We start from the raw sequence: 18,550 nt of genomic DNA, 5'->3' as shown, positions 1-18,550 counted from the left end.
TTATATTTCGTTTAGTTTCTAATTTCAATAATTCGTTTTGTTGATTATCTCAGACTAAGATTGTTTCCCGATTGGAAATGCTTCAAATACTTTCTCAATTACTGTTTTAATTTTTTCATCAGCCTTTTTGTTATTTCCGTTAATGTTATCAGAAGCTGATCCCAGCCAAAGTACCTGGTCTGTTGATGAATCGATTAGTGCAACCTGTAAAACTCCGGTTTTAGTGGTGTATTCTTGAGTAGTGCTGTATCCGCTCCCGTGGCCATATCCACCAAATCTTCTGTAACCATATCCGCGACTGCCATAGAATGTGGAATTTGTTGAGTAGTTTGTTTGAATATCAATACCAACTCCCCAAACAATTTTTAAATCGGCTTCTTCGGCTTCAGAGAGTCCTCTATCCTTTATTTGTTCTTGAATAGCATTTTCTACCCGCTGTGCATTAATCGGGTTAATATGCTGTGGACCTTCGTTTGGCTGGTATTCAATTTTTACGGTTTGGTATACTGAAAAATCAACATCGCTCACACTGTCGGTTAAAATTTTTGTTGAAGAACAACTTGCTAATAATGATATTGCTGCTGCAAATACTAATAATTTTTTCATGATTATAAATTTTAATTGTTTATGATTTATTTCGTTGATGCAAAGATGAATACTATTGAATCCTTATTTTATTCCCAAAAGACTATCTGCTTATCCAATCGGACATATCCGTTCAAATTCTGTAAGATTTTGCTAAAAAGCTGTTGCGGGTAGTTTTATAGAAGTATCTATTTCATTAAATTGTACAGGTTTTGAAGTTAATAGTATGCTTATGTCGACTGGTGAAGAAAAGATTCGTATCGTTGTTCCGGAAGGAGGTAGTAAAAACTATGTAAAAGGTTTTAGGGAGGTATTTGGAGGCATTGAAACTGAAAACAAACTTATAGTTGAAAAAGGGCCGGTTGAATTTCAGATGAGTTATTATACAATTGAAGGAGTTGAATTTACCTATCTTGATTTAATAACAAGGAAACCGTTATTGCTTACCAGAACACCCGATAACAACCCAAATTATCTTCATTTAAACATTACTAAAGAAGGTTCATTTACACGTAAATATGAGGAAGAAAATGCGGCATTTGACACAGAAAATCAGGGGAATGTGTTTTTTTACAACGCACTTTTCCCGGTAGAAAACGAAATTGCAGCAGATTCGAATTTAACCTACCTCGGATTTAAGATTGACCTTAAAAAGATGGGGCCAATATTTCAAGGAATGGGTGAAGTTATAAGAGAATTATTTGTCGGCGATAAAGCCCTCGCCTATCGGTCAGATTTATCAAAGGAAAATGAGCGGCTAATATCAGATATTTTTGCTTTCAATGAGTTGTCTCGCGGGAAAGTACCCCTCATTTCTGCGCGAGCCCTGGAAGTTTTTACCAATATTATTTTGCATTTTAAAAATGAAGTTGACAAAGATGAGTTGGCGGGATTGCATATTGCTGATTACACTTTGCTTAATAAGGTAAAGAACAAAATAATCTCTAGCCTTGATAAATCATTTACTATTGAAGAACTGTCAAAGGAATTTGGAGTCAGTCCAACGAAATTAAAAAAGGACTTTAAACATCTGTTTGGGACTTCTATTTATCAGTTCTATAACCAGGCCCGAATGGATGAAGCATACCGCAGACTCAAAAGTGGCAAATATTCTGTTTCAGAAGTTGGTTACGACCTTGGCTATTCAAGTATTTCAAAGTTCAGTAGTATGTTTAAAAAGGTGAAAGGATTTTTGCCAACTGATGTTGATAAAGTGAAATAGAAAGTAAGTTTTGTATTTTTCAATGAATTAAATCTTATTTAATGTTTCGATATTCGATCATAAAAATTTTGAGAACTTTTTCCTTATTTTTATTGATCTGGTTCTCAAGTTGGATAGATATATCTGCACAGAATTATCATTACGAATTCTGGCCCGAAGCCGATATATGGTATAAAATAACACCTGGATTTAGAGTTTCATCGATTGCAGCTATTACCAAATACCTCGAAAGCAATACCCGCGACTTAAATGTAATGTTGCAGGCCGATCAATCTTTTGGAAAGGCAAAACGTTTCTTTTTTACCAGACTAGTGGATCAAAACCAGCCAGAGGTGCTAAAATCATGGTTAGTACGAGGTGGTTACGGTGCGGGATGGAGTTTATATGATAAATATGAAAGTTATTCCGAGGACATGATTTTTACCGAGTTGCATCGTCGTATTGTGTTAAAACATCTCATCCTTTTTTCACAGCGCATCAGGTTCGACAACCGATGGCTTGGGCAGGATCACGAATATTCCTATCGTTTTAGATTCAGAGCAATGTTTGAACGCGAGATTAAATTAGAAAAGACTTCTATTGTTCCTTATATCAGTATCGAACCGTTCTACGACTCGAGATTTAAATCATTCAATCGAGTAAGATCAACCGGAGGTGCTACTATTTCATTAAATCATCGTTTTGACCTTGAAGGAACCATTGTTCATCAATATGATTCTAATGCTTCTTCCCCGAATGTTCTGGCATTTAATGCCATTCTTCATATATATTTCGAGACTCCAAAGGTTAGAAAAAGCGAAGGAGAGTAAACAAAATAATTTTAACATCTCCGGAATTCTATCAGTAAGGACAACTAGCGATAACAAGAAAGGAAAAACCCTATTGCCGGCGCGGCTGCATCCTGCTTAATCAAGCCCAGACTTTTCCATATTAAGTGAATCAAGATTAATAAACTATTTACTAAAAATCTCCATAAAATCATCTTTCATACTTACCACATGCCAACCTTTTTCGGCAGCATCGTTCACCGCATTTTCGGTACCGTGCATATAGCTGTATTCGCGTGTTTCGTCGTCGTGATGTACCAAAATAGCCATCGATGGCCCATCTCCCGAAAGCGTATATTCCATCATCTGGTAATCGCCGTCGCTGTTTCCGGCAGCGAATATGGGTTTGCGTCCAATGTGCAGTTCAATGTTGGTGGGTTTTACCTGCTTATCGTTGGCCGAATTTATTTTGGCTGTTCGAACCAGGTACGAACCGGTTTCATCGGAAACGTATTCGAGTAAGACACTACTTCCCACCACATTCTCTTTCGGAATGTTGTAAATTTCTTCCGAAATCGTTCGCACCGAAGTGATTTCGCCACCGGTAACTATGTAAACTTTAAAATCGTTGGCCTGCAAGTAATGAACCAGGTCAACCATTGGCGAAAATGTCAGTTCCTTTAAAGGACGGTTATATTTTCGGTGCTGAACTTCTGAGAGTGTTTTATAACAAAAGTCCTTATAATCTTCCTCTTTCATTCCTGCCTGGGCGCTAAAAATTTTACTGATAATTTCTACCGTGCTGTAATCATTTAAAACCGAAAGATTGTCGCCGGCCAGTCCGCTAAAGAATTTATCTTCTTCCCACTCCGGCCGGTTTGGGTACTCGCTTTTTACGTAGGCGATCTCCAGTTCTATGGGTATATAAAGCGGCTTTTCGCACCACAATGTCCCATCGTTATCGAAGACTGCAATACGATCTTTTACTTGAACAAAATCGGCAGAATTCGGATCGGTTACATTGGCAACAAATTGGTTAATGGCTGTTTTTACTTCTCTGTCGTTCCACAGAGAAAGCTGATCGGTTTCCTGAGTTGACAGATTTGCTTTTTGGTCGCTGGAAGAATTGCAGCTTATAAACGCTACGATAATCGCCAGAAATATCAGTTTTTTCATTCTACTAATTTTTGTTATACATAATTATTGCCCTGCAGAAAGATAACAGCAGAGCAATAATTATTGTTTGTTTATGTTATTAATGACCTCCTGACGGATTATTTAGCATTTCCTCAATTTTGCTCAGATTGAAAGCACCAGGTGTTTGCGATGGCGGATATTCCTGCATGGTAAGCAAAAATTGTGCTGCCAGTTGTTGAATTGGAACCAGAACAAAAGCATGGTCGAGCAGCCAGTCGTAATACGTATTTGAATTGTGCAGGGCTTTTTCGAATGGATCTCTGCGCAAATTGAATACATAAGGTACCCGAAGTTCGACAAATGGCTCGATCCAGACACCGAATTTTTCACCCCGGTTTTCGAGGAAAACAGCTTTCCAGTCGTCGTAGCGGGCAGCTACAACCTGACCATCGTCGTTTACATACCAGAATTCATGTCGTGGAGATTCATCCACTTTACCGCTTAAGTAGTCGAGTTGATTGTAACCGTCGACATAGTTACGATAAGACCTTCCATTTATGGTTGTTCCTGCTTTCAATCGTTCTTTAACATCTGTGTCGCCAGCGGCTGCCGCAAATGTTGGAAGCCAGTCTTCATGCGATACAATTCCGTTCACCGTTTTTCCAGCCGGGAAATGGCCGGGCCAGCGTACAAAAGCCGGAACGCGATAAGCACCTTCCCAGTTCGAGTTCTTTTCGCTATGGAAAGGTGTTGTTCCTGCATCAGGCCAGGTGTTGTAATGCGGACCATTGTCGGTTGAATAAAATACGATGGTATTATCAGCAATTCCTAACTCGTCGAGAACCTGGAGCAGTTGCCCCACATGCATGTCGTGCTCTACCATTCCGTCGCTGTATTCATCCTGACCTGAAATTCCGCGATGCTCGTCTTTTACGTGCGTGCGGAAATGCATACGGGTTCCGTTCCACCAGCAAAAGAAAGGTTGATCTGCTGCATTCTGACGTTTGATAAAATCAATGGCAGCTGACACTGTTTCGTCGTCAATGGTTTCCATCCTCTTTTTAGTAAGTGGGCCGGTATTTTCAATAGTTTGTCCGCCATTACCGTCCGCCTTACATTTTAACACTCCACGAGGAGCATAAGTCTCGGCAAAGGTTTTACCGCTTTTTAATATCATATCGCCCGGATAATCTTCATTCTCCGGCTCTTCTTCAGCATTTAAGTGGTAAAGGTTCCCAAAGAATTCGTCGAAACCGTGCATGGTAGGCAGGTGTTCGTCGCGGTCGCCCTGATGGTTTTTACCAAACTGACCGGTTGCATAACCTGCTTCTTTCATTACCGAAGCAATAGTAACATCGGTTTTTTGCCAACCTTCTTTAGCACCCGGCAAGCCTACTTTGGTCATTCCGGTTCGCACCGGAACATTTCCACCCAAAAAAGCAGCACGTCCTGCCGTACAGCTTTGTTGTGCATAATAGTCGGTAAACGAAATACCTTCGTTGGCAATACGGTCGATATTCGGTGTATGATACCCCATCATTCCACGGTTGTTAAAACTAACGTTCCATGTACCAATGTCATCACCCCATATTACAAGAATATTGGGTTTGTCGTTTTGAGCATCTGCCATTTGAGGCAAGAAGATTACTGCAATTGTTAGTAATATAATCCATGTTACCCAATTGCTTTGTTGATTGTTTGATTTAATCATCATAGGTCTGGATTTTTATAATTTTATTGATTATAAACAAGTTACGACAATTCGAAATAAAAATCCAGCTTTCTAACACATATTTCATCAAATCAATTGAATCATACGTCAATTGATTTGGTGATGCGATTTTAACGTCAAAAATCTTAGGGAATATGAAGGGCAGCAAATACCTTAAAAACAAATAGAGGGCATCTAAAAACAACTAGGATTATATTCGCTGAAATTTATTTTTAGTCTTTTACACATCTGAACCCGGTGTGGCTCATACCAGTATAAATTTCACCCGGCATTCGGGCAGCCACGCGATAGCTTGAGCAATAACTGTCGTTACACAGAAACGAACCTCCGCGAATGGTTTTTCGTTTGTCGTAAGCATTTCGTGAATCGTTACTTTTTGCCGGTCCTTTCGGATCGATAGTAACTTTATTGGTTGGCAAACTTTGATAATAATTCATGTCGTACCAATCGGCAGTCCACTCCCATACATTACCGGCCATATCGTACAGATTATATGGATTTGGCGCGTACATTTTTACGGGCGCCGTTCTGACAAAACCATCTTTTTGCGTATTCAGATTCGGGAAATTTCCATTCCACGAATTGGCTTTTGGTATACCGTTTTCGATGTGTTCGTTTCCCCATGGATAAATGTTATTTTCCAATCCGCCTCGCGCTGCAAATTCCCATTCAGCCTCGGTGGGTAAACGTTTCCCCGCCCATTTACAGTAAGCCATTGCATCGTTCCAGCAAATGTGCACCACCGGATGATTTTCACGCCCATCAAGATTACTATCCGGTCCTTCGGGATGTTTCCAGTTGGCGCCTACCACCCACGACCACCACTGCGAAAAATCGTTTAGCGGAACACTTTGCGAAGGCGGAGTAAAAACCATTGATCCGGCCTTTAACATTTCATCCGACGGTTTTGGCGTACCCGGAGGCACCTGCTTTTTCATTTCGTCCCAGTCGACATCTTTTTCGGCTTCCGTAATATACCCCGTTTCATCTACAAATTTTTTGAATTGCGCATTGGTTACTTCATGCTCATCCATCCAAAAACTGTTGACCTGAACCGGGTGCTTTGGGTATTCATCGGGCCGCGCCTGATTATTATCGGCCCCCATTTCAAATGTACCTCCCGTAATAAAAACCATTCCTTCGGTGCCGGTAGCCTGCGGAATTATTTCTGTTGAATCTGCTTGAGCAAAAAAGCGTGATTTGGAATTTATATCACAACAGGATAACTGCTGTTCATCTGCATTTTCTTTGGTCTTTTTTTCATTTGTGGAATTACACCCAGCAAAAACAATAAACAATAAGAATAACAAGGGAAATATTCGATCCATTTTGTCCGGTTAAATTTTATGTATAACCTGAAAATAAATAAAAGGTTTATGGGTGTTTTTATTAAAAAACAAAGGCCGGTTCAACAACCGGCCCATTATGAATGTGTTTCTCTTAATGTTTTGCTAAAGTCTATATACAGCACATTAAGTTTAACGTAAACAAGTTACGACAAATAAGTTGAAATACAGACAGAACAAAGCACTTATTTTACCGGTTAACAAGCTAAACATCAACCAGTTTTACAATAATTATATTATAGAAATTATTCGGTGGTAATTCAGAAATATTTTGGTGGAGTGAAGTTATAGAATGAAGAAAGGGCAGTTCAACAACTGCCCTTTTACTAATGTTAACCCCCAAACACACATCGTGCTGAACGCACGACAATACAAATGAACGAAAAAGTATTTAGTTATCAAAAACAATGCGAAATATTTTTTATTTTTTTTAGACTTTTTATCTGTTATCATCTCGCACAACCTCACCACAACCTGTATAATAAGCACTTACGTGTTGTCAAAAATTAAAACATTCGTCCACAACGCCCTTTTTTAAATCGTCAGGAAATTTGTAGATTTGATAGCAATCTGAAAAATTTAAATCAAGATGATGGACTCCGCGATTTCATTTATTAAAGAATTTGGAAATAATTTTTCTAGTGATTACTCCATTCCTAAACGAAAACTGGGAAAAACCGGTGAAGAACTATCCATAATTGGTTTTGGAGGAATAATGCTCAACGATAATCCGCAGGAATTTGCCAACGAATTAGTTGCCAAAGCTTTTGATCTTGGCGTGAGCTATTTTGATGTGGCACCCAAATACGGAAATGCAGAAGACCGGCTGGGACCGGCATTAAAACCTTATCGTAAAAAATCATTCTTAGCGTGTAAAACCAGGCAGCGCGATGCAACGGGTGCCCAACAGGATCTGGAGAATTCGCTGCGAAAAATGCAAACCGATTATTTCGATTTATACCAACTCCACGAACTGTCAACCGACGAAGAAGTACAAACGGTTTTTGGAAAGAACGGAGCGCTTGAAACACTTGTAAAAGCAAAGAAAGAAGGTAAAGTTAAACATATTGGATTTTCGGCACATTCGGTAAAAGCAGCACTGTTTGCACTAAATAACTTTGAGTTCGACTCCATACTTTTCCCCATTAACTTTGCCTGCTGGAATGCCGGAAACTTTGGACCACAGGTGTACGAAGAAGCAGAAAAACAAGGCATTGGAATTCTCGCCTTAAAAGCCATGGCACTTACCACATTTGGCGATAAAGAAGACCTGATATTTAAAAACTGCTGGTACAAACCCATCGACGACGAACTTATTATGAAGCAGGCACTTCGATACACCTTGTCGAAAAAAGTTACAGCAGCTATTCCTCCGGGCGAATACACCCTGTTTTTAAAAGCCCTCGAGTTTATGCAGGATTTTAATCCTATTGAAGAAGAAGAAACAAAAGAATTGCTGGCATTGGCTAAAAATACTAAGCCGGTGTTTATGCACAATTAAAATAAAAGGCCACTGATAATCAGCGACCTTTGTAGTCCCGACGGGAATCGAACCCATATCTACAGTTTAGGAAACTGCTATTCTATCCGTTGAACTACGGGACCATTTTTTATAAATTCTGTATTTCAACAAATCCCAACTCCTATTTCCGGTTATCAACCAGGCAGGTATTCGTTGAACTACGGGACCATAAAGTGGCGCAAAAGTAGTCAAAAACCTGAATCCCGACAAATCAGTCTAAAATATTGTTGCCCTGTTCTTATTCACTATAAACTGAATCATTATCTTTGCACCTCAGTTTAAACGAACAAGGATGTTAGACAAAATCAAAGCATTACAGGAAGAAATTGATAAGATCGTGGCTTCAAGCAAGGAAGAGGTAGAGGAGCTGCGCATAAAATACATCAGCAAAAAGGGATTGATCGGTCAATTATTCAACGACTTTAAAACTGTTCCTGCCGAACAGAAAAAGGAAGTTGGACAGGCAATTAACACGCTTAAAACGCTGGCTTTAGATAAAATTAACGCACTAAAAGATAGTTTTGAGAACAATGGCAGTGAATCGGCCGGGCAGGATTTAACCATGCCGGGCGAGCCCATGAAACTGGGAACCCGTCATCCGCTGTCGCTGGTTAAAAACGAGATTATCGGTATTTTTGGCCGCCTTGGTTTTACTGTTGCCGAAGGACCTGAAATTGAAGATGACTGGCACGTATTTTCTGCTTTGAACTTCCCGCCGGAACACCCTGCCCGCGATATGCAGGATACCTTCTTTATTGAAAAAGATCCGGATGTGTTGTTACGTACACACACTTCAAGTGTTCAGATTCGTGTAATGGAGCGTACCGAGCCGCCAATCCGTGCTATTTTCCCTGGACGTGTTTTCCGTAACGAGGCAATTTCTGCACGTTCGCACTGTATCTTCCATCAAATTGAAGGTTTGTATGTTGACGAGAACGTTTCGTTTGCCGACCTGAAACAAACTTTGTTGCAGTTTGCCAAAGAGTTGTTTGGCGAAGACACAAAGATTCGTCTGCGCCCTTCGTACTTCCCGTTTACCGAGCCAAGTGCCGAAATGGATGTAAGCTGCTCAATTTGTGGCGGAAAAGGATGTAACGTTTGTAAATACACCGGTTGGCTGGAAATTTTAGGCTGCGGAATGGTTGATCCAAACGTACTGGAGCTTTGTAATATCGACAGCCGAAAGTATACCGGTTTTGCCTTCGGAATGGGTATCGAGCGTATTACAATGTTGCGTTACGGAATTAAAGACATCCGACATTTCTTTGAAAACGATGTACGTTTTCTGAAACAATTTGAGTCGGCTACGTAGTAAAAAACGAATCAAAAAAGATACTAAGAGGAGCTTAAAAAGCTCCTCTTTTTGGTATATAATGGGCTTATTCTCAAATGCCGATTTTAAGTAGTATACCGTATCATTATGTAACTACCACGTTAACACGAATTTAACAAACGAGAGCAGCAAAACATGCTATTTAGCAAACTTTCAAAAAAAGGCATACCTTTGTACCATACTTTTAAGTCTTTTATTAGACAAAATGTAAGAAATAGAAACAGCCCGATCCTGCGTCACACAAAAACAAACAATTAAATATTTTATAGTTTTTAGGATTGGGCAACTAAATATTTATAAATGGAAACGAAAGCAAATCAGAATCAGATTGTCATTAAGATGAATACTGAGAATGAGAAAAAAATGTTGCCAATGAATTTTATTTTTACACTGGCGGCAGGTGCTATTGCCGGAATGGCAGTTATTTTCAGCCTCTTCTGGGGACTGGAAAAAATACTTGGAATGTAAGATTTGTATTATACAACTAAAAAGGCTCGCAAATGCGAGCCTTTTTTTATGCTATTAAATTCTTGTTTATCGCTATTTCAACACTTTCTCTATTGCAGCCAATTCCTCATCCGAAAAACTCAGATTTTTCAATGTTTCCACATTATCATCGATTTGTTTCACCGAGCTGGCACCAATTAATACCGAAGTAATTCGTTTATCACGTAGCACCCAGGCCAGTGCCATTTGCGCCAGCGACTGACCACGTTCCATGGCAATATTGTTTAATGCTACAATTTTATCGTGTGCCGAATCAACATCTTCCTTTTTCAGAAATACCTCTCGGGTAGCACGCGATCCTTCAGGAATACCTTTAAGATACTTATTGGTAAGTAACCCCTGCGCAAGTGGCGAAAACGGAATACAACCTATTCCCTCTTCCTCTAACACATCCAGCAGTCCTTCTTCCACCCATCTCACAAACATCGAATATTTGGGTTGATGAATCAAACAAGGTGTTCCAAGTTCCTTTAAAATAAGGGCCGCTTCTTTTGCCATATCGGCCGGATAATTTGAAATGCCCACATACAACGCTTTTCCCGAACGAACGGCCTGGTCGAGTGCCATCATTGTTTCTTCGAGCGGTGTGTCGGGATCGGGACGGTGCGAATAAAAAATATCCACATATTCCAGCCCCATACGCTTTAAACTTTGGTCGAGGCTGGACAGTAGATACTTGCGGCTTCCCCATTCGCCATAAGGCCCCGGCCACATCAGGTAACCGGCTTTACTCGAAATAATCAGCTCGTCGCGATAGGCACTAAAATCCTGTTTTAAGATCTTACCAAAATTCTCTTCGGCCGATCCCGGAGGCGGACCATAATTATTGGCCAGATCAAAATGTGTGATCCCCAAATCAAAAGCCCGGTGTAACATCGCCCGGCCATTCTCAAAAACATCAATTCCACCAAAGTTATGCCACAGCCCCAGCGAAACAGCAGGCAACTTCAGTCCCCATTTTCCGCAGCGGTTATACAGCATATCGTCGTAACGCGAATCTTTTGGTAAATAAGTCATCGTATTAAATTTAATTGGTTATTGTTTCAAACTGCTTCCCGAATCATTGCCAATAATTCCGGTTGCATTGCTTAAAGTTATTATTCTTTTGGCACTTTTCTAAATTAGCAGTCCAACGTCATCTTCCAACATGTTTTCAAATATGCGGATTGACATAAGATTTCAGCTCTTTTCTGAAACTAATCGCCCTTAAAACCATATAAATAATATAGAAACTAAAATCAGAAAGCCATGAGTGAAAAACTAGTTACAATTGTAGTATTACCTCTGGCGCGCGCCCATATTTTAAAAATGCGTTTGGAGGAAAAAGGGATTAAATGCGAATTGGAAGATGTGCATTTGATCGAGGGAGTGACCACATCAACCGTTCGGGTAAAAATTTTGGAAAACGACCTGAACGAAGCCTTCAAGGAAGTAGATAAATTTCTGGGATTAAAAACTGAAACTCCGAAGAAAAGCAGCAAGCCCGGACAAATACTTGTTCCTGTTGATTTTTCTGAGGTTTCGGAAAAAGCTGTTATGATGGCTTTTAACATTGCCAATCACCTTAAAATACAGCTGGTAATTATGCATTCGTACATCAGCCCGCTGCGTTTTTCTATTCCCTATGGCGACATTTATCCGTACGACACCACTCTGTTAAAACAAACGGAAGATGCCGAGGAAGAAGCAAACCGTCAGTTCAAGAATTTTTTAAGTCCAATCGTTCACAATATCGGACCCGAGCGTTGGGAGGAAGTAAAACCGGAATACATCGTAAAACCCGGATATGCCGAAGAAGATATTTTGGCTTTTGCCAATGAACATCCTACACGCCTTATAATAATTGGTCGTGGAGGCGATAAGTCGTGGCCGGGAACAGTTGGAAGTGTAACTGCCGATGTTATGTATAATGCAACGGCACCTGTTTTGGTTATTCCGGAGGAAATGGAGCCCAAAGCGGTTGACGAGTTTAACGATGTGCTATACGCTACTAATTTCGACGAAAAGGATTTTACAGCGCTTGACAAACTTATGAATATTGTAAAATCGTACGATGTAAAAGTAACCTGTGCACATGTTGGCCTGCCCGACGAGTATGGCTGGGACATCGCCCGACTGGAAGGCATGAAGGATATTCTGAACAAAAAATACGAGAAAAAGGAATTTGAATGTAAGCTGATAATGGGAAACAATGTGCTGGATACACTGGAAAGTACCATAGAAAGAGACAACGTAGATATTTTGGCACTTACCACCCATAAACGGGGCATGATTTCGAGGCTTTTTAACCCGAGTCTTGCCCGTAAAATGGTATTTCACACGCATATTCCACTGCTGGTTTTTCATGCCTGAGCAGGAACTGTATTCATCCCCAAAATAAAAACGGATTTTCATGGGCTAAGCATGTTCGTGGAATAATCTTTCGACAAGCCGTTGAGATAAAACATTAATTAATAAAATGTTGTATTTCACAATTTCTTTTGTTCTGTATAACAACAATAAACACCTTGTACTTTTCTTTGTTAAAGAGAGTGGAAAAGTGTAGTTTTATACAACTACAGACAAGTTGTAAAGTACATTTTTGAGTGATAAACCGGAAGTTGAAAAAAACGAAATCGTTGATGAACCATGGCAAGAAGCTAATTCTATGCGTTTTTTGTGCGCTATGTTTTATTTACCAGAATACTGTTTTTGGAACTCCTGCTATTACCGGGCAAAATGATAGCCTGCGTCAGGTAATTCTCAATACCAAAGGAAAAGAAAAAATAAATGCCCAGCTTGAACTGGCAAAGCATCTGTTTGAGATCGAAAACAAAGAGGCCAAATCAGTGGCACAATCAGCATTGAGCGAGGCAAAACAATTGCGTGACAAGACACTGCAAATGAAAGCCTTTTTTATACTGGGACGTATCAGTCATGAGGTAAACAACATTAATTATTCGCAGGTTTATTTCGACAGTGCACTCACCCTTGCCAACGAACTGGATAACACCTGGTACCAAAGCGAAATTTTATTACGCTTGGGAATCAACCAACATAGCTGGGGAGATCATCTGGAAGCACTACAATCCTTTAACATGTCGATTCAGGCTGGAAAGCAAGGTCAAAACTACCGGGCAGTGGGTGCATCCTACTCCATGATGGGAACTATTTTCAGGGTAAACGGATTGTACGACCGTGCCATCGAGTACATTATAAAATCGCGACTGAATTACGAAAAAGCAGCATACGAAGAAGGATATGCCTGGGATGCTTACCTCCTTGGACGAATTTATGCCGACCTCCAGCTACACGACAAAGCCATGGATTACTTCGAGCAGGCGCTTGAGACCTACGAGAAAATGGCAACTACAGATAATAACCAAAGCGGGGTTGTTATTTGTTACGAACAGATTGGCGACCTAAATCTACTTTCGGGCAATACCGATGAAGCGCGTAAAAACATTGAATACACACTCGATATTCATACGGAAAGTGGTTCGAAATACGGAATATCAAATGCCTACAAAAACCTTGGACGTATTGAATATACATCAGGAAACTACGTTTTAGCAGAAAAATACCTGAAAGATGCTTTAGCCATAAAAAAGGAAGTTGGCGATCAGCTGAATAAACCATCAATCTATCTCTACCTGGGATTGTGCAATATAAATACCCAACGAACGCAAAAGGGACTGGATTTGATTTTAAAAGGACTCGATCAGGCCATTAGCAATAATCAAAAACGCATTCAGATCGATATTTATTCAAAACTAAATGAAATATACCTGAATTTAAATAATCTGGAAAAAGCAATTGAATGTCAGCAACACCTGATCAGCATTCAGGATTCCATGCTACTGGGAGCTGTGAACATTAAAATGGAACAGTTGCAGGGTATTTACGAAATTGATGCAAAAAACAGTCAAATAGAAGAACTGGAGCAACAAAATAAAATTAACCGGCTTACCTTAAAACAACATCGCTCATCAATAATTTTTATAATTATTGGCTTTATTCTCACTATTCTTGGCGTTGTAGTTATTTATTTCTTTTACCGCCGCTTACGTCAGAAAAAGATACAGCTGGAAGAAGCAAATGCTGCAAAAGACAAGTTCTTTGCCATAATTGCACACGACTTGCGTGGTCCTATCCATACGCAAACTTCCTTTCTTCAACATCTATACAGGGAGTTTGATTCTATTGAAGAAAAAGAACTCAGAAAACTTCTGAAAATCTTGCTTGATTCATCAGAAAGTATTAGCGACTTACTTAATAACCTACTGCTTTGGGCACAATCGCAAGTGAAAAAGATGGAGGTTAAACCAACAGCGCTCGGACTTACCTATGTGCTGAAAACCACTCTTGAAAAACTGCAGCAATCGGCCAATCTGAAACAAATAAATATTAAGCTTGAAACTGACGACAACCTGCAGGTGATGTCGGATGCCGACATGTTTCAGACCATTATTCGCAACATCATCAGCAACGCAATAAAATTTACACCACGTGGCGGAGCGATCAACATCAAAACCTTTGCATCCGAAAAAAATCAGGCGACCATAAACATCAGCGATACAGGTATCGGAATAAATCCCGATAAACTATCAAAACTCTTCGATATTAGTTTTAAAAGCCATTCGCAAGGAACAGAAAACGAGAAGAGCAACGGACTGGGACTTATTCTGGTAAAAGAATTTGTTGAGAAAAACAACGGAACAATTCACGTCGAAAGCGAAGCCGGAAAAGGTACTTCGGTTATATTTACCGTGCCCCGTGCATAACTTTAAATTACTTCAAGTACAGGACACGGTATTCTCATACATCTTTTTTCATGCTCTTATACTCCATCACTCGTACTCCGGAAAATCATTCGAGAGCATCACCAAAGCCTTTTCCGTACGCTGGTAAAGATGATCGATGTGTGTTCCTTCGAATCTCTCAAACTGGTGTTTAACATGCATCTCACTCAAATGCTTATCGAACAATTGGTTGGGTGGATACATCATCAGGTCGTCACTCATTCCACAATCAAAATAGACTGTTTTCAGTTTTTTCAGTCCATTTCTGTATTTAGTTGACAAGGCCATTAAGTTTTGCTGATCAATTTTTTTCATCAGCTCCTCATCCATTACGGGTGTTCCGTCAACAAAAGTAAAAGGCAAATCGGCTAAATACGGAGGATTGGAAGGATTGGGCAACCAGGCTTGCATGAGGAAATATACACTGTTATTTACAAATTTATATGGCTGCATCGGATCGTAAGGTATCGGCCCGGCAGGTGCGCCCATCGGCTCCCACATATCATCTTCAACAGGCATCATAGCCGCCATGTACATCAACGTTTCGCGGGGAAAATGAGCAGGCGATAATCCCGCAGCATAACGGAATACATCAGGATGTTTCATGGCCAGTTTTAGTGCGCCGTAAGCACCTGCACAATGGCCCGTAATGGCCCTCCAGTTAAAATGGGCAATGGTACGGTAGTTACTGTCGATAAACTTAACCAGGTCGTTGCAAATATAGTCTTCGCATTTACCCAGCACTTCCGAGTTGGTATAAGACGACACCCCAAACAATGTTCGGGCGTCGGGGAAAACAATTATTGCCTCCTTCATTCCCTTATTGTCAACCAGATCGTTTAACCAATCTTCCAATTCAACACCCGGGTAATCAACCGATACCTGCAGGTTGGCCACCTGTTTGAAAATTTCGAAAGGAACGGGTTCCATCATCATTTTTCCCCATGCGGGCATTCCATGCAAGGAGTAAATTACCGGAAACCGTTTGTCAGGATCAGCATAATAGCTCTTCGGCAGATACACATAAACCGGTCGGTCAGCCGGATCTCCCACAAGATTACCTTCGAGTGCTTTGCTGTGTATTGTAGTAGTAACAATTGTTCCGGATTGAACAACGACTGCCTTTTCCGGAACTAAAACATCTGTATCAGGTGTTTCAAAATCATCCTGGCAGGCAGGAAGAATAAAAAAACCCAGTAAGATCAGGATTAATAATTTAGTTTTCATTGTAGTACATTTTTTATGGATTAAACTCACCTGCAATGTACAGTACAATGTTTCAAGCAGCTTTCCGCTTTTTCCCAAATAGTTCCTGAATTTTCCCGGTGTTAATTGTAGCTTCTTTCGTTTTCGTGAAGTAGAAACTCGCGCGGACTTTCGCCAAACTCTTCTTTAAATACCTGGCTGAACGTACTTAAACTTTTCATTCCCACCTCGTAGCCAACTTCGGTAATATTCATCGATGAAGTACTTAAAAGCTGTTTTGCTTTTTGCATGCGCAACGACCGGATATAACGCGCCACCGACTGGTTGGTAAGTGCTTTAAATTTGCGGTACAGTTGCGATTTGCTCATGGCCATTTCTTCACAAAGTTCGGGCACATTAAAATACTCGTTGTTAAGATTTTCGCTGATAGCAGAATTTAGTTTCTTCATGAAACGATCCTCGCGTTGCATTATCGGATCGGTGCTGTAATCAAAATCGTTGCCTTTACTAAATCGCTGGTAGAGTTTTTTGCGCAATTCAAGCAGTTTTTGCAGACGCACCAGCAATTCCTGCTGATTAAATGGTTTTACCACGTATGCATCGGCACCTTGTTCCAGTCCTTCAATACGCGATGGAATATCGGCTTTTGCCGTTAGCAAAACAATGGGAATATGACTCGTTCGGAAATCCTCTTTTAGTTTTTTGCACAGTTCAAAACCATCCATTTCAGGCATCATAACGTCGCTGATGATAACATCAGGAATTTCATTTACTGCCTTTTCGAATCCTTCTTTTCCATCAGTTGCCAATTGTATTCTGAAATAATCGCTGTAACAAGCCTGCAGGTAAACCAATACATCGGGATTGTCTTCAACAATTAACAAACGGTCCTTCTCTGTAGTTAAATCAGTTGCCGAATAATTGTCTTCCAGGGATTTCTCTTGTGGTTCCGCAAACACCTGCTCGCGCTGCTGAAACTCTTTGGCATGGATAGCCCTTGTTACAGGCAGTTTTACCGTAAACACTGTTAGCTTGTTTGGGACAGAATTTACCTGAATAGTGCCGTTTAGCAAAGTCACCAGTTCGCGCGTGAGAGCCAAACCTATCCCGGCTCCACCAACCTTTCGCGTATTTTTATTGTCGGCTTGGAAAAAGCGGTCGAAGATTTTGTTCTGCTTTTCTGGCGGAATTCCAATGCCGGTGTCACTCACAATTACACTCAACATTTCATTTTCAACCAGCACGTGCATTTTTACCGATCCTCCTGCCGGCGTGAATTTTATAGCATTACTCAGCAAATTCGAAACAATAACCGTTGTTTTTTCCGGATCAAAATCAAGTACATACGATTCTTTATCTGCTTCAAATATCATTTTCAGATTTTTCTCCCCGGCGTAATATTCCTGCAACTGAAACACATACCGCAAAAACGGAACAATGTTGGCGTGTATCTTTTTCACCGACAGGTTGCCCGATTCCATTTTACTCAGTTCCAACAACTGATCGACCAATTGCAACAGGTTTTTGCCATTTTTAATTATCGTATCGGCCTTTGCCGAACAATTTTTTTCTTTTACCGAACGCAGTGAATCGGCCAGCCCCAAAATTACTGTTAACGGTGTACGAAATTCATGGGTAATGTTGGTGTATAAGCGGGTTTTTGCCTCGTTCATTTCCTTTTGTCGTTGAGCTTCGCGCTCTTCCATTTTTGCAAACAGGTTTACAGCGTACAGGCTAAAAAAGAAAATATACCCGGTGATAATGATCAGGCTAACAAAAAAGAAGAGCAGGTTTTGTTGCGGGTTAAGCCCCTGTTCTTTTGGGAAATAGGGATCCATTACAAACAAACTCAGCATGGCAACTACAAATACAATACTTACCGGCAAAATAAGCTTTGGTTTACGCAAAATTACCGAGCTGGTAACGGCCTGTATCGAAAGCAAAAACAGACCTCCGCACGTTAACAGTCCTCCCATGCGGGCGACATACACCGACGAAATCACAATCATCAGTATTTTAAACAGTTTGATTGCCACATCCATTTTGCGGGCGTAATAGAAAATGGTGGTCGACACACAAACAATTGGAATATACATCAGGCAGAACTCGAAGATTAGTCTGGCCGAAATAATCCGCGAAACAATCAGCATTATCGATAATCCGGTAATGGCAAAGATGCCTTGTACCATCATATATTTCTTCCCCAACTTATCCCAATCGCTCAACGTTTCATCTTCGGTTAAACGATGCAGGAAAAGCTCGAAACGCTCAGAAAGTTGATTTAACGGTAACATCGGTTTTGTTTTTAGTGCATTTGTAATCAGATGATTTACAGTGCCAATAACTACTCTTTTCCTTTATACCCCGTTTTTTTTAAAAGGTTGGATGCAGCATATTAAGCCGCTGTTACTC

The 18,550-nt window shown here is 40.4% G+C and carries 14 protein-coding genes and 1 tRNA gene; 7 read left to right on the top strand and 8 right to left on the bottom strand.

Annotated features, from left to right (window positions below; all coding sequences use genetic code 11):
* Window positions 1–54: 54 nt before the first annotated feature.
* Complete coding sequence (locus tag SLH46_RS01825; protein WP_320279432.1) at window positions 55–606, bottom strand: DUF4136 domain-containing protein; 552 nt, start codon at window positions 604–606, stop codon at window positions 55–57.
* Window positions 607–817: 211 nt separating this feature from the next.
* On the opposite strand from SLH46_RS01825, the gene SLH46_RS01820 reads away from it, so the two are divergent.
* Together SLH46_RS01820 and SLH46_RS01815 are read left to right on the top strand one after the other, a co-directional pair.
* A complete protein-coding gene (locus tag SLH46_RS01820) occupies window positions 818–1,807 on the top strand; it encodes a helix-turn-helix domain-containing protein (RefSeq protein WP_320279431.1) in 990 nt (329 codons plus the stop codon).
* Between the two features lie 68 nt (window positions 1,808–1,875).
* Window positions 1,876–2,616, top strand: coding sequence for a DUF2490 domain-containing protein (locus tag SLH46_RS01815; protein WP_320279430.1), 741 nt, complete (start codon window positions 1,876–1,878; stop codon window positions 2,614–2,616).
* A gap of 144 nt (window positions 2,617–2,760) precedes the next feature.
* Here the strand turns inward: SLH46_RS01815 and SLH46_RS01810 are convergent, their stop codons facing one another.
* The 3 genes from SLH46_RS01810 to SLH46_RS01800 form a co-directional block, all read right to left on the bottom strand.
* Entirely contained in the window at window positions 2,761–3,750 is a 990-nt protein-coding gene (locus SLH46_RS01810) for an HAD family hydrolase (RefSeq protein ID WP_320279429.1), read from the bottom strand.
* Window positions 3,751–3,829: 79 nt separating this feature from the next.
* Window positions 3,830–5,425: an arylsulfatase gene (locus SLH46_RS01805; RefSeq protein WP_320279428.1), complete on the bottom strand. Its 1,596-nt coding sequence runs from the start codon at window positions 5,423–5,425 to the stop codon at window positions 3,830–3,832.
* Between the two features lie 230 nt (window positions 5,426–5,655).
* On the bottom strand, window positions 5,656–6,771 hold the full coding sequence (locus SLH46_RS01800) for a formylglycine-generating enzyme family protein (RefSeq protein WP_320279427.1): 1,116 nt from the start codon (window positions 6,769–6,771) through the stop codon (window positions 5,656–5,658).
* Between the two features lie 607 nt (window positions 6,772–7,378).
* On the opposite strand from SLH46_RS01800, the gene SLH46_RS01795 reads away from it, so the two are divergent.
* Window positions 7,379–8,290: an aldo/keto reductase gene (locus SLH46_RS01795; protein ID WP_320279426.1), complete on the top strand. Its 912-nt coding sequence runs from the start codon at window positions 7,379–7,381 to the stop codon at window positions 8,288–8,290.
* Between the two features lie 32 nt (window positions 8,291–8,322).
* Here SLH46_RS01795 and SLH46_RS01790 read toward each other — a convergent pair.
* Window positions 8,323–8,394: transfer RNA gene (locus SLH46_RS01790), tRNA-Arg, on the bottom strand.
* 209 nt (window positions 8,395–8,603) lie between these two features.
* Between SLH46_RS01790 and pheS the strand changes: the two genes are divergently transcribed.
* Complete coding sequence (gene pheS, locus SLH46_RS01785) at window positions 8,604–9,623, top strand: phenylalanine--tRNA ligase subunit alpha (protein WP_320279425.1); 1,020 nt, start codon at window positions 8,604–8,606, stop codon at window positions 9,621–9,623.
* A 321-nt stretch (window positions 9,624–9,944) separates the two neighbouring features.
* Window positions 9,945–10,112: a hypothetical protein gene (locus SLH46_RS01780; protein ID WP_320279424.1), complete on the top strand. Its 168-nt coding sequence runs from the start codon at window positions 9,945–9,947 to the stop codon at window positions 10,110–10,112.
* 72 nt (window positions 10,113–10,184) lie between these two features.
* Here the strand turns inward: SLH46_RS01780 and mgrA are convergent, their stop codons facing one another.
* Window positions 10,185–11,168, bottom strand: coding sequence for an L-glyceraldehyde 3-phosphate reductase (gene mgrA, locus SLH46_RS01775; protein ID WP_320279423.1), 984 nt, complete (start codon window positions 11,166–11,168; stop codon window positions 10,185–10,187).
* A gap of 231 nt (window positions 11,169–11,399) precedes the next feature.
* On the opposite strand from mgrA, the gene SLH46_RS01770 reads away from it, so the two are divergent.
* A complete protein-coding gene (locus SLH46_RS01770) occupies window positions 11,400–12,503 on the top strand; it encodes a universal stress protein (RefSeq protein ID WP_320279422.1) in 1,104 nt (367 codons plus the stop codon).
* Window positions 12,504–12,751: 248 nt separating this feature from the next.
* Complete coding sequence (locus tag SLH46_RS01765) at window positions 12,752–14,914, top strand: tetratricopeptide repeat-containing sensor histidine kinase (RefSeq protein WP_320279421.1); 2,163 nt, start codon at window positions 12,752–12,754, stop codon at window positions 14,912–14,914.
* Window positions 14,915–14,980: 66 nt separating this feature from the next.
* On the opposite strand, the gene SLH46_RS01760 is transcribed toward SLH46_RS01765, so the two are convergent.
* Entirely contained in the window at window positions 14,981–16,159 is a 1,179-nt protein-coding gene (locus SLH46_RS01760) for an alpha/beta hydrolase (protein WP_320279420.1), read from the bottom strand.
* 101 nt (window positions 16,160–16,260) lie between these two features.
* Entirely contained in the window at window positions 16,261–18,432 is a 2,172-nt protein-coding gene (locus SLH46_RS01755) for a hybrid sensor histidine kinase/response regulator transcription factor (protein ID WP_320279419.1), read from the bottom strand.
* Window positions 18,433–18,550 lie beyond the last annotated feature (118 nt).

The sequence above is a fragment of the Draconibacterium sp. IB214405 genome (assembly GCF_033963885.1).
Classification (GTDB): domain Bacteria; phylum Bacteroidota; class Bacteroidia; order Bacteroidales; family Prolixibacteraceae; genus Draconibacterium.
Note: the sequence above shows the minus strand (reverse complement) of the source record. Positions and strands in the feature narration are given on the sequence as shown.

Coding starts and splice junctions, on each gene's coding strand:
- SLH46_RS01805 (WP_320279428.1), bottom strand. CDS start 5,425: ATGATGATTAAATCAAACAATCAACAAAGCAATTGGGTAACATGGATT.
- SLH46_RS01760 (WP_320279420.1), bottom strand. CDS start 16,159: ATGAAAACTAAATTATTAATCCTGATCTTACTGGGTTTTTTTATTCTT.
- SLH46_RS01755 (WP_320279419.1), bottom strand. CDS start 18,432: ATGTTACCGTTAAATCAACTTTCTGAGCGTTTCGAGCTTTTCCTGCAT.
- SLH46_RS01795 (WP_320279426.1), top strand. CDS start 7,379: ATGATGGACTCCGCGATTTCATTTATTAAAGAATTTGGAAATAATTTT.
- SLH46_RS01810 (WP_320279429.1), bottom strand. CDS start 3,750: ATGAAAAAACTGATATTTCTGGCGATTATCGTAGCGTTTATAAGCTGC.
- SLH46_RS01820 (WP_320279431.1), top strand. CDS start 818: ATGTCGACTGGTGAAGAAAAGATTCGTATCGTTGTTCCGGAAGGAGGT.
- SLH46_RS01800 (WP_320279427.1), bottom strand. CDS start 6,771: ATGGATCGAATATTTCCCTTGTTATTCTTATTGTTTATTGTTTTTGCT.
- SLH46_RS01825 (WP_320279432.1), bottom strand. CDS start 606: ATGAAAAAATTATTAGTATTTGCAGCAGCAATATCATTATTAGCAAGT.
- SLH46_RS01770 (WP_320279422.1), top strand. CDS start 11,400: ATGAGTGAAAAACTAGTTACAATTGTAGTATTACCTCTGGCGCGCGCC.
- pheS (WP_320279425.1), top strand. CDS start 8,604: ATGTTAGACAAAATCAAAGCATTACAGGAAGAAATTGATAAGATCGTG.
- mgrA (WP_320279423.1), bottom strand. CDS start 11,168: ATGACTTATTTACCAAAAGATTCGCGTTACGACGATATGCTGTATAAC.
- SLH46_RS01780 (WP_320279424.1), top strand. CDS start 9,945: ATGGAAACGAAAGCAAATCAGAATCAGATTGTCATTAAGATGAATACT.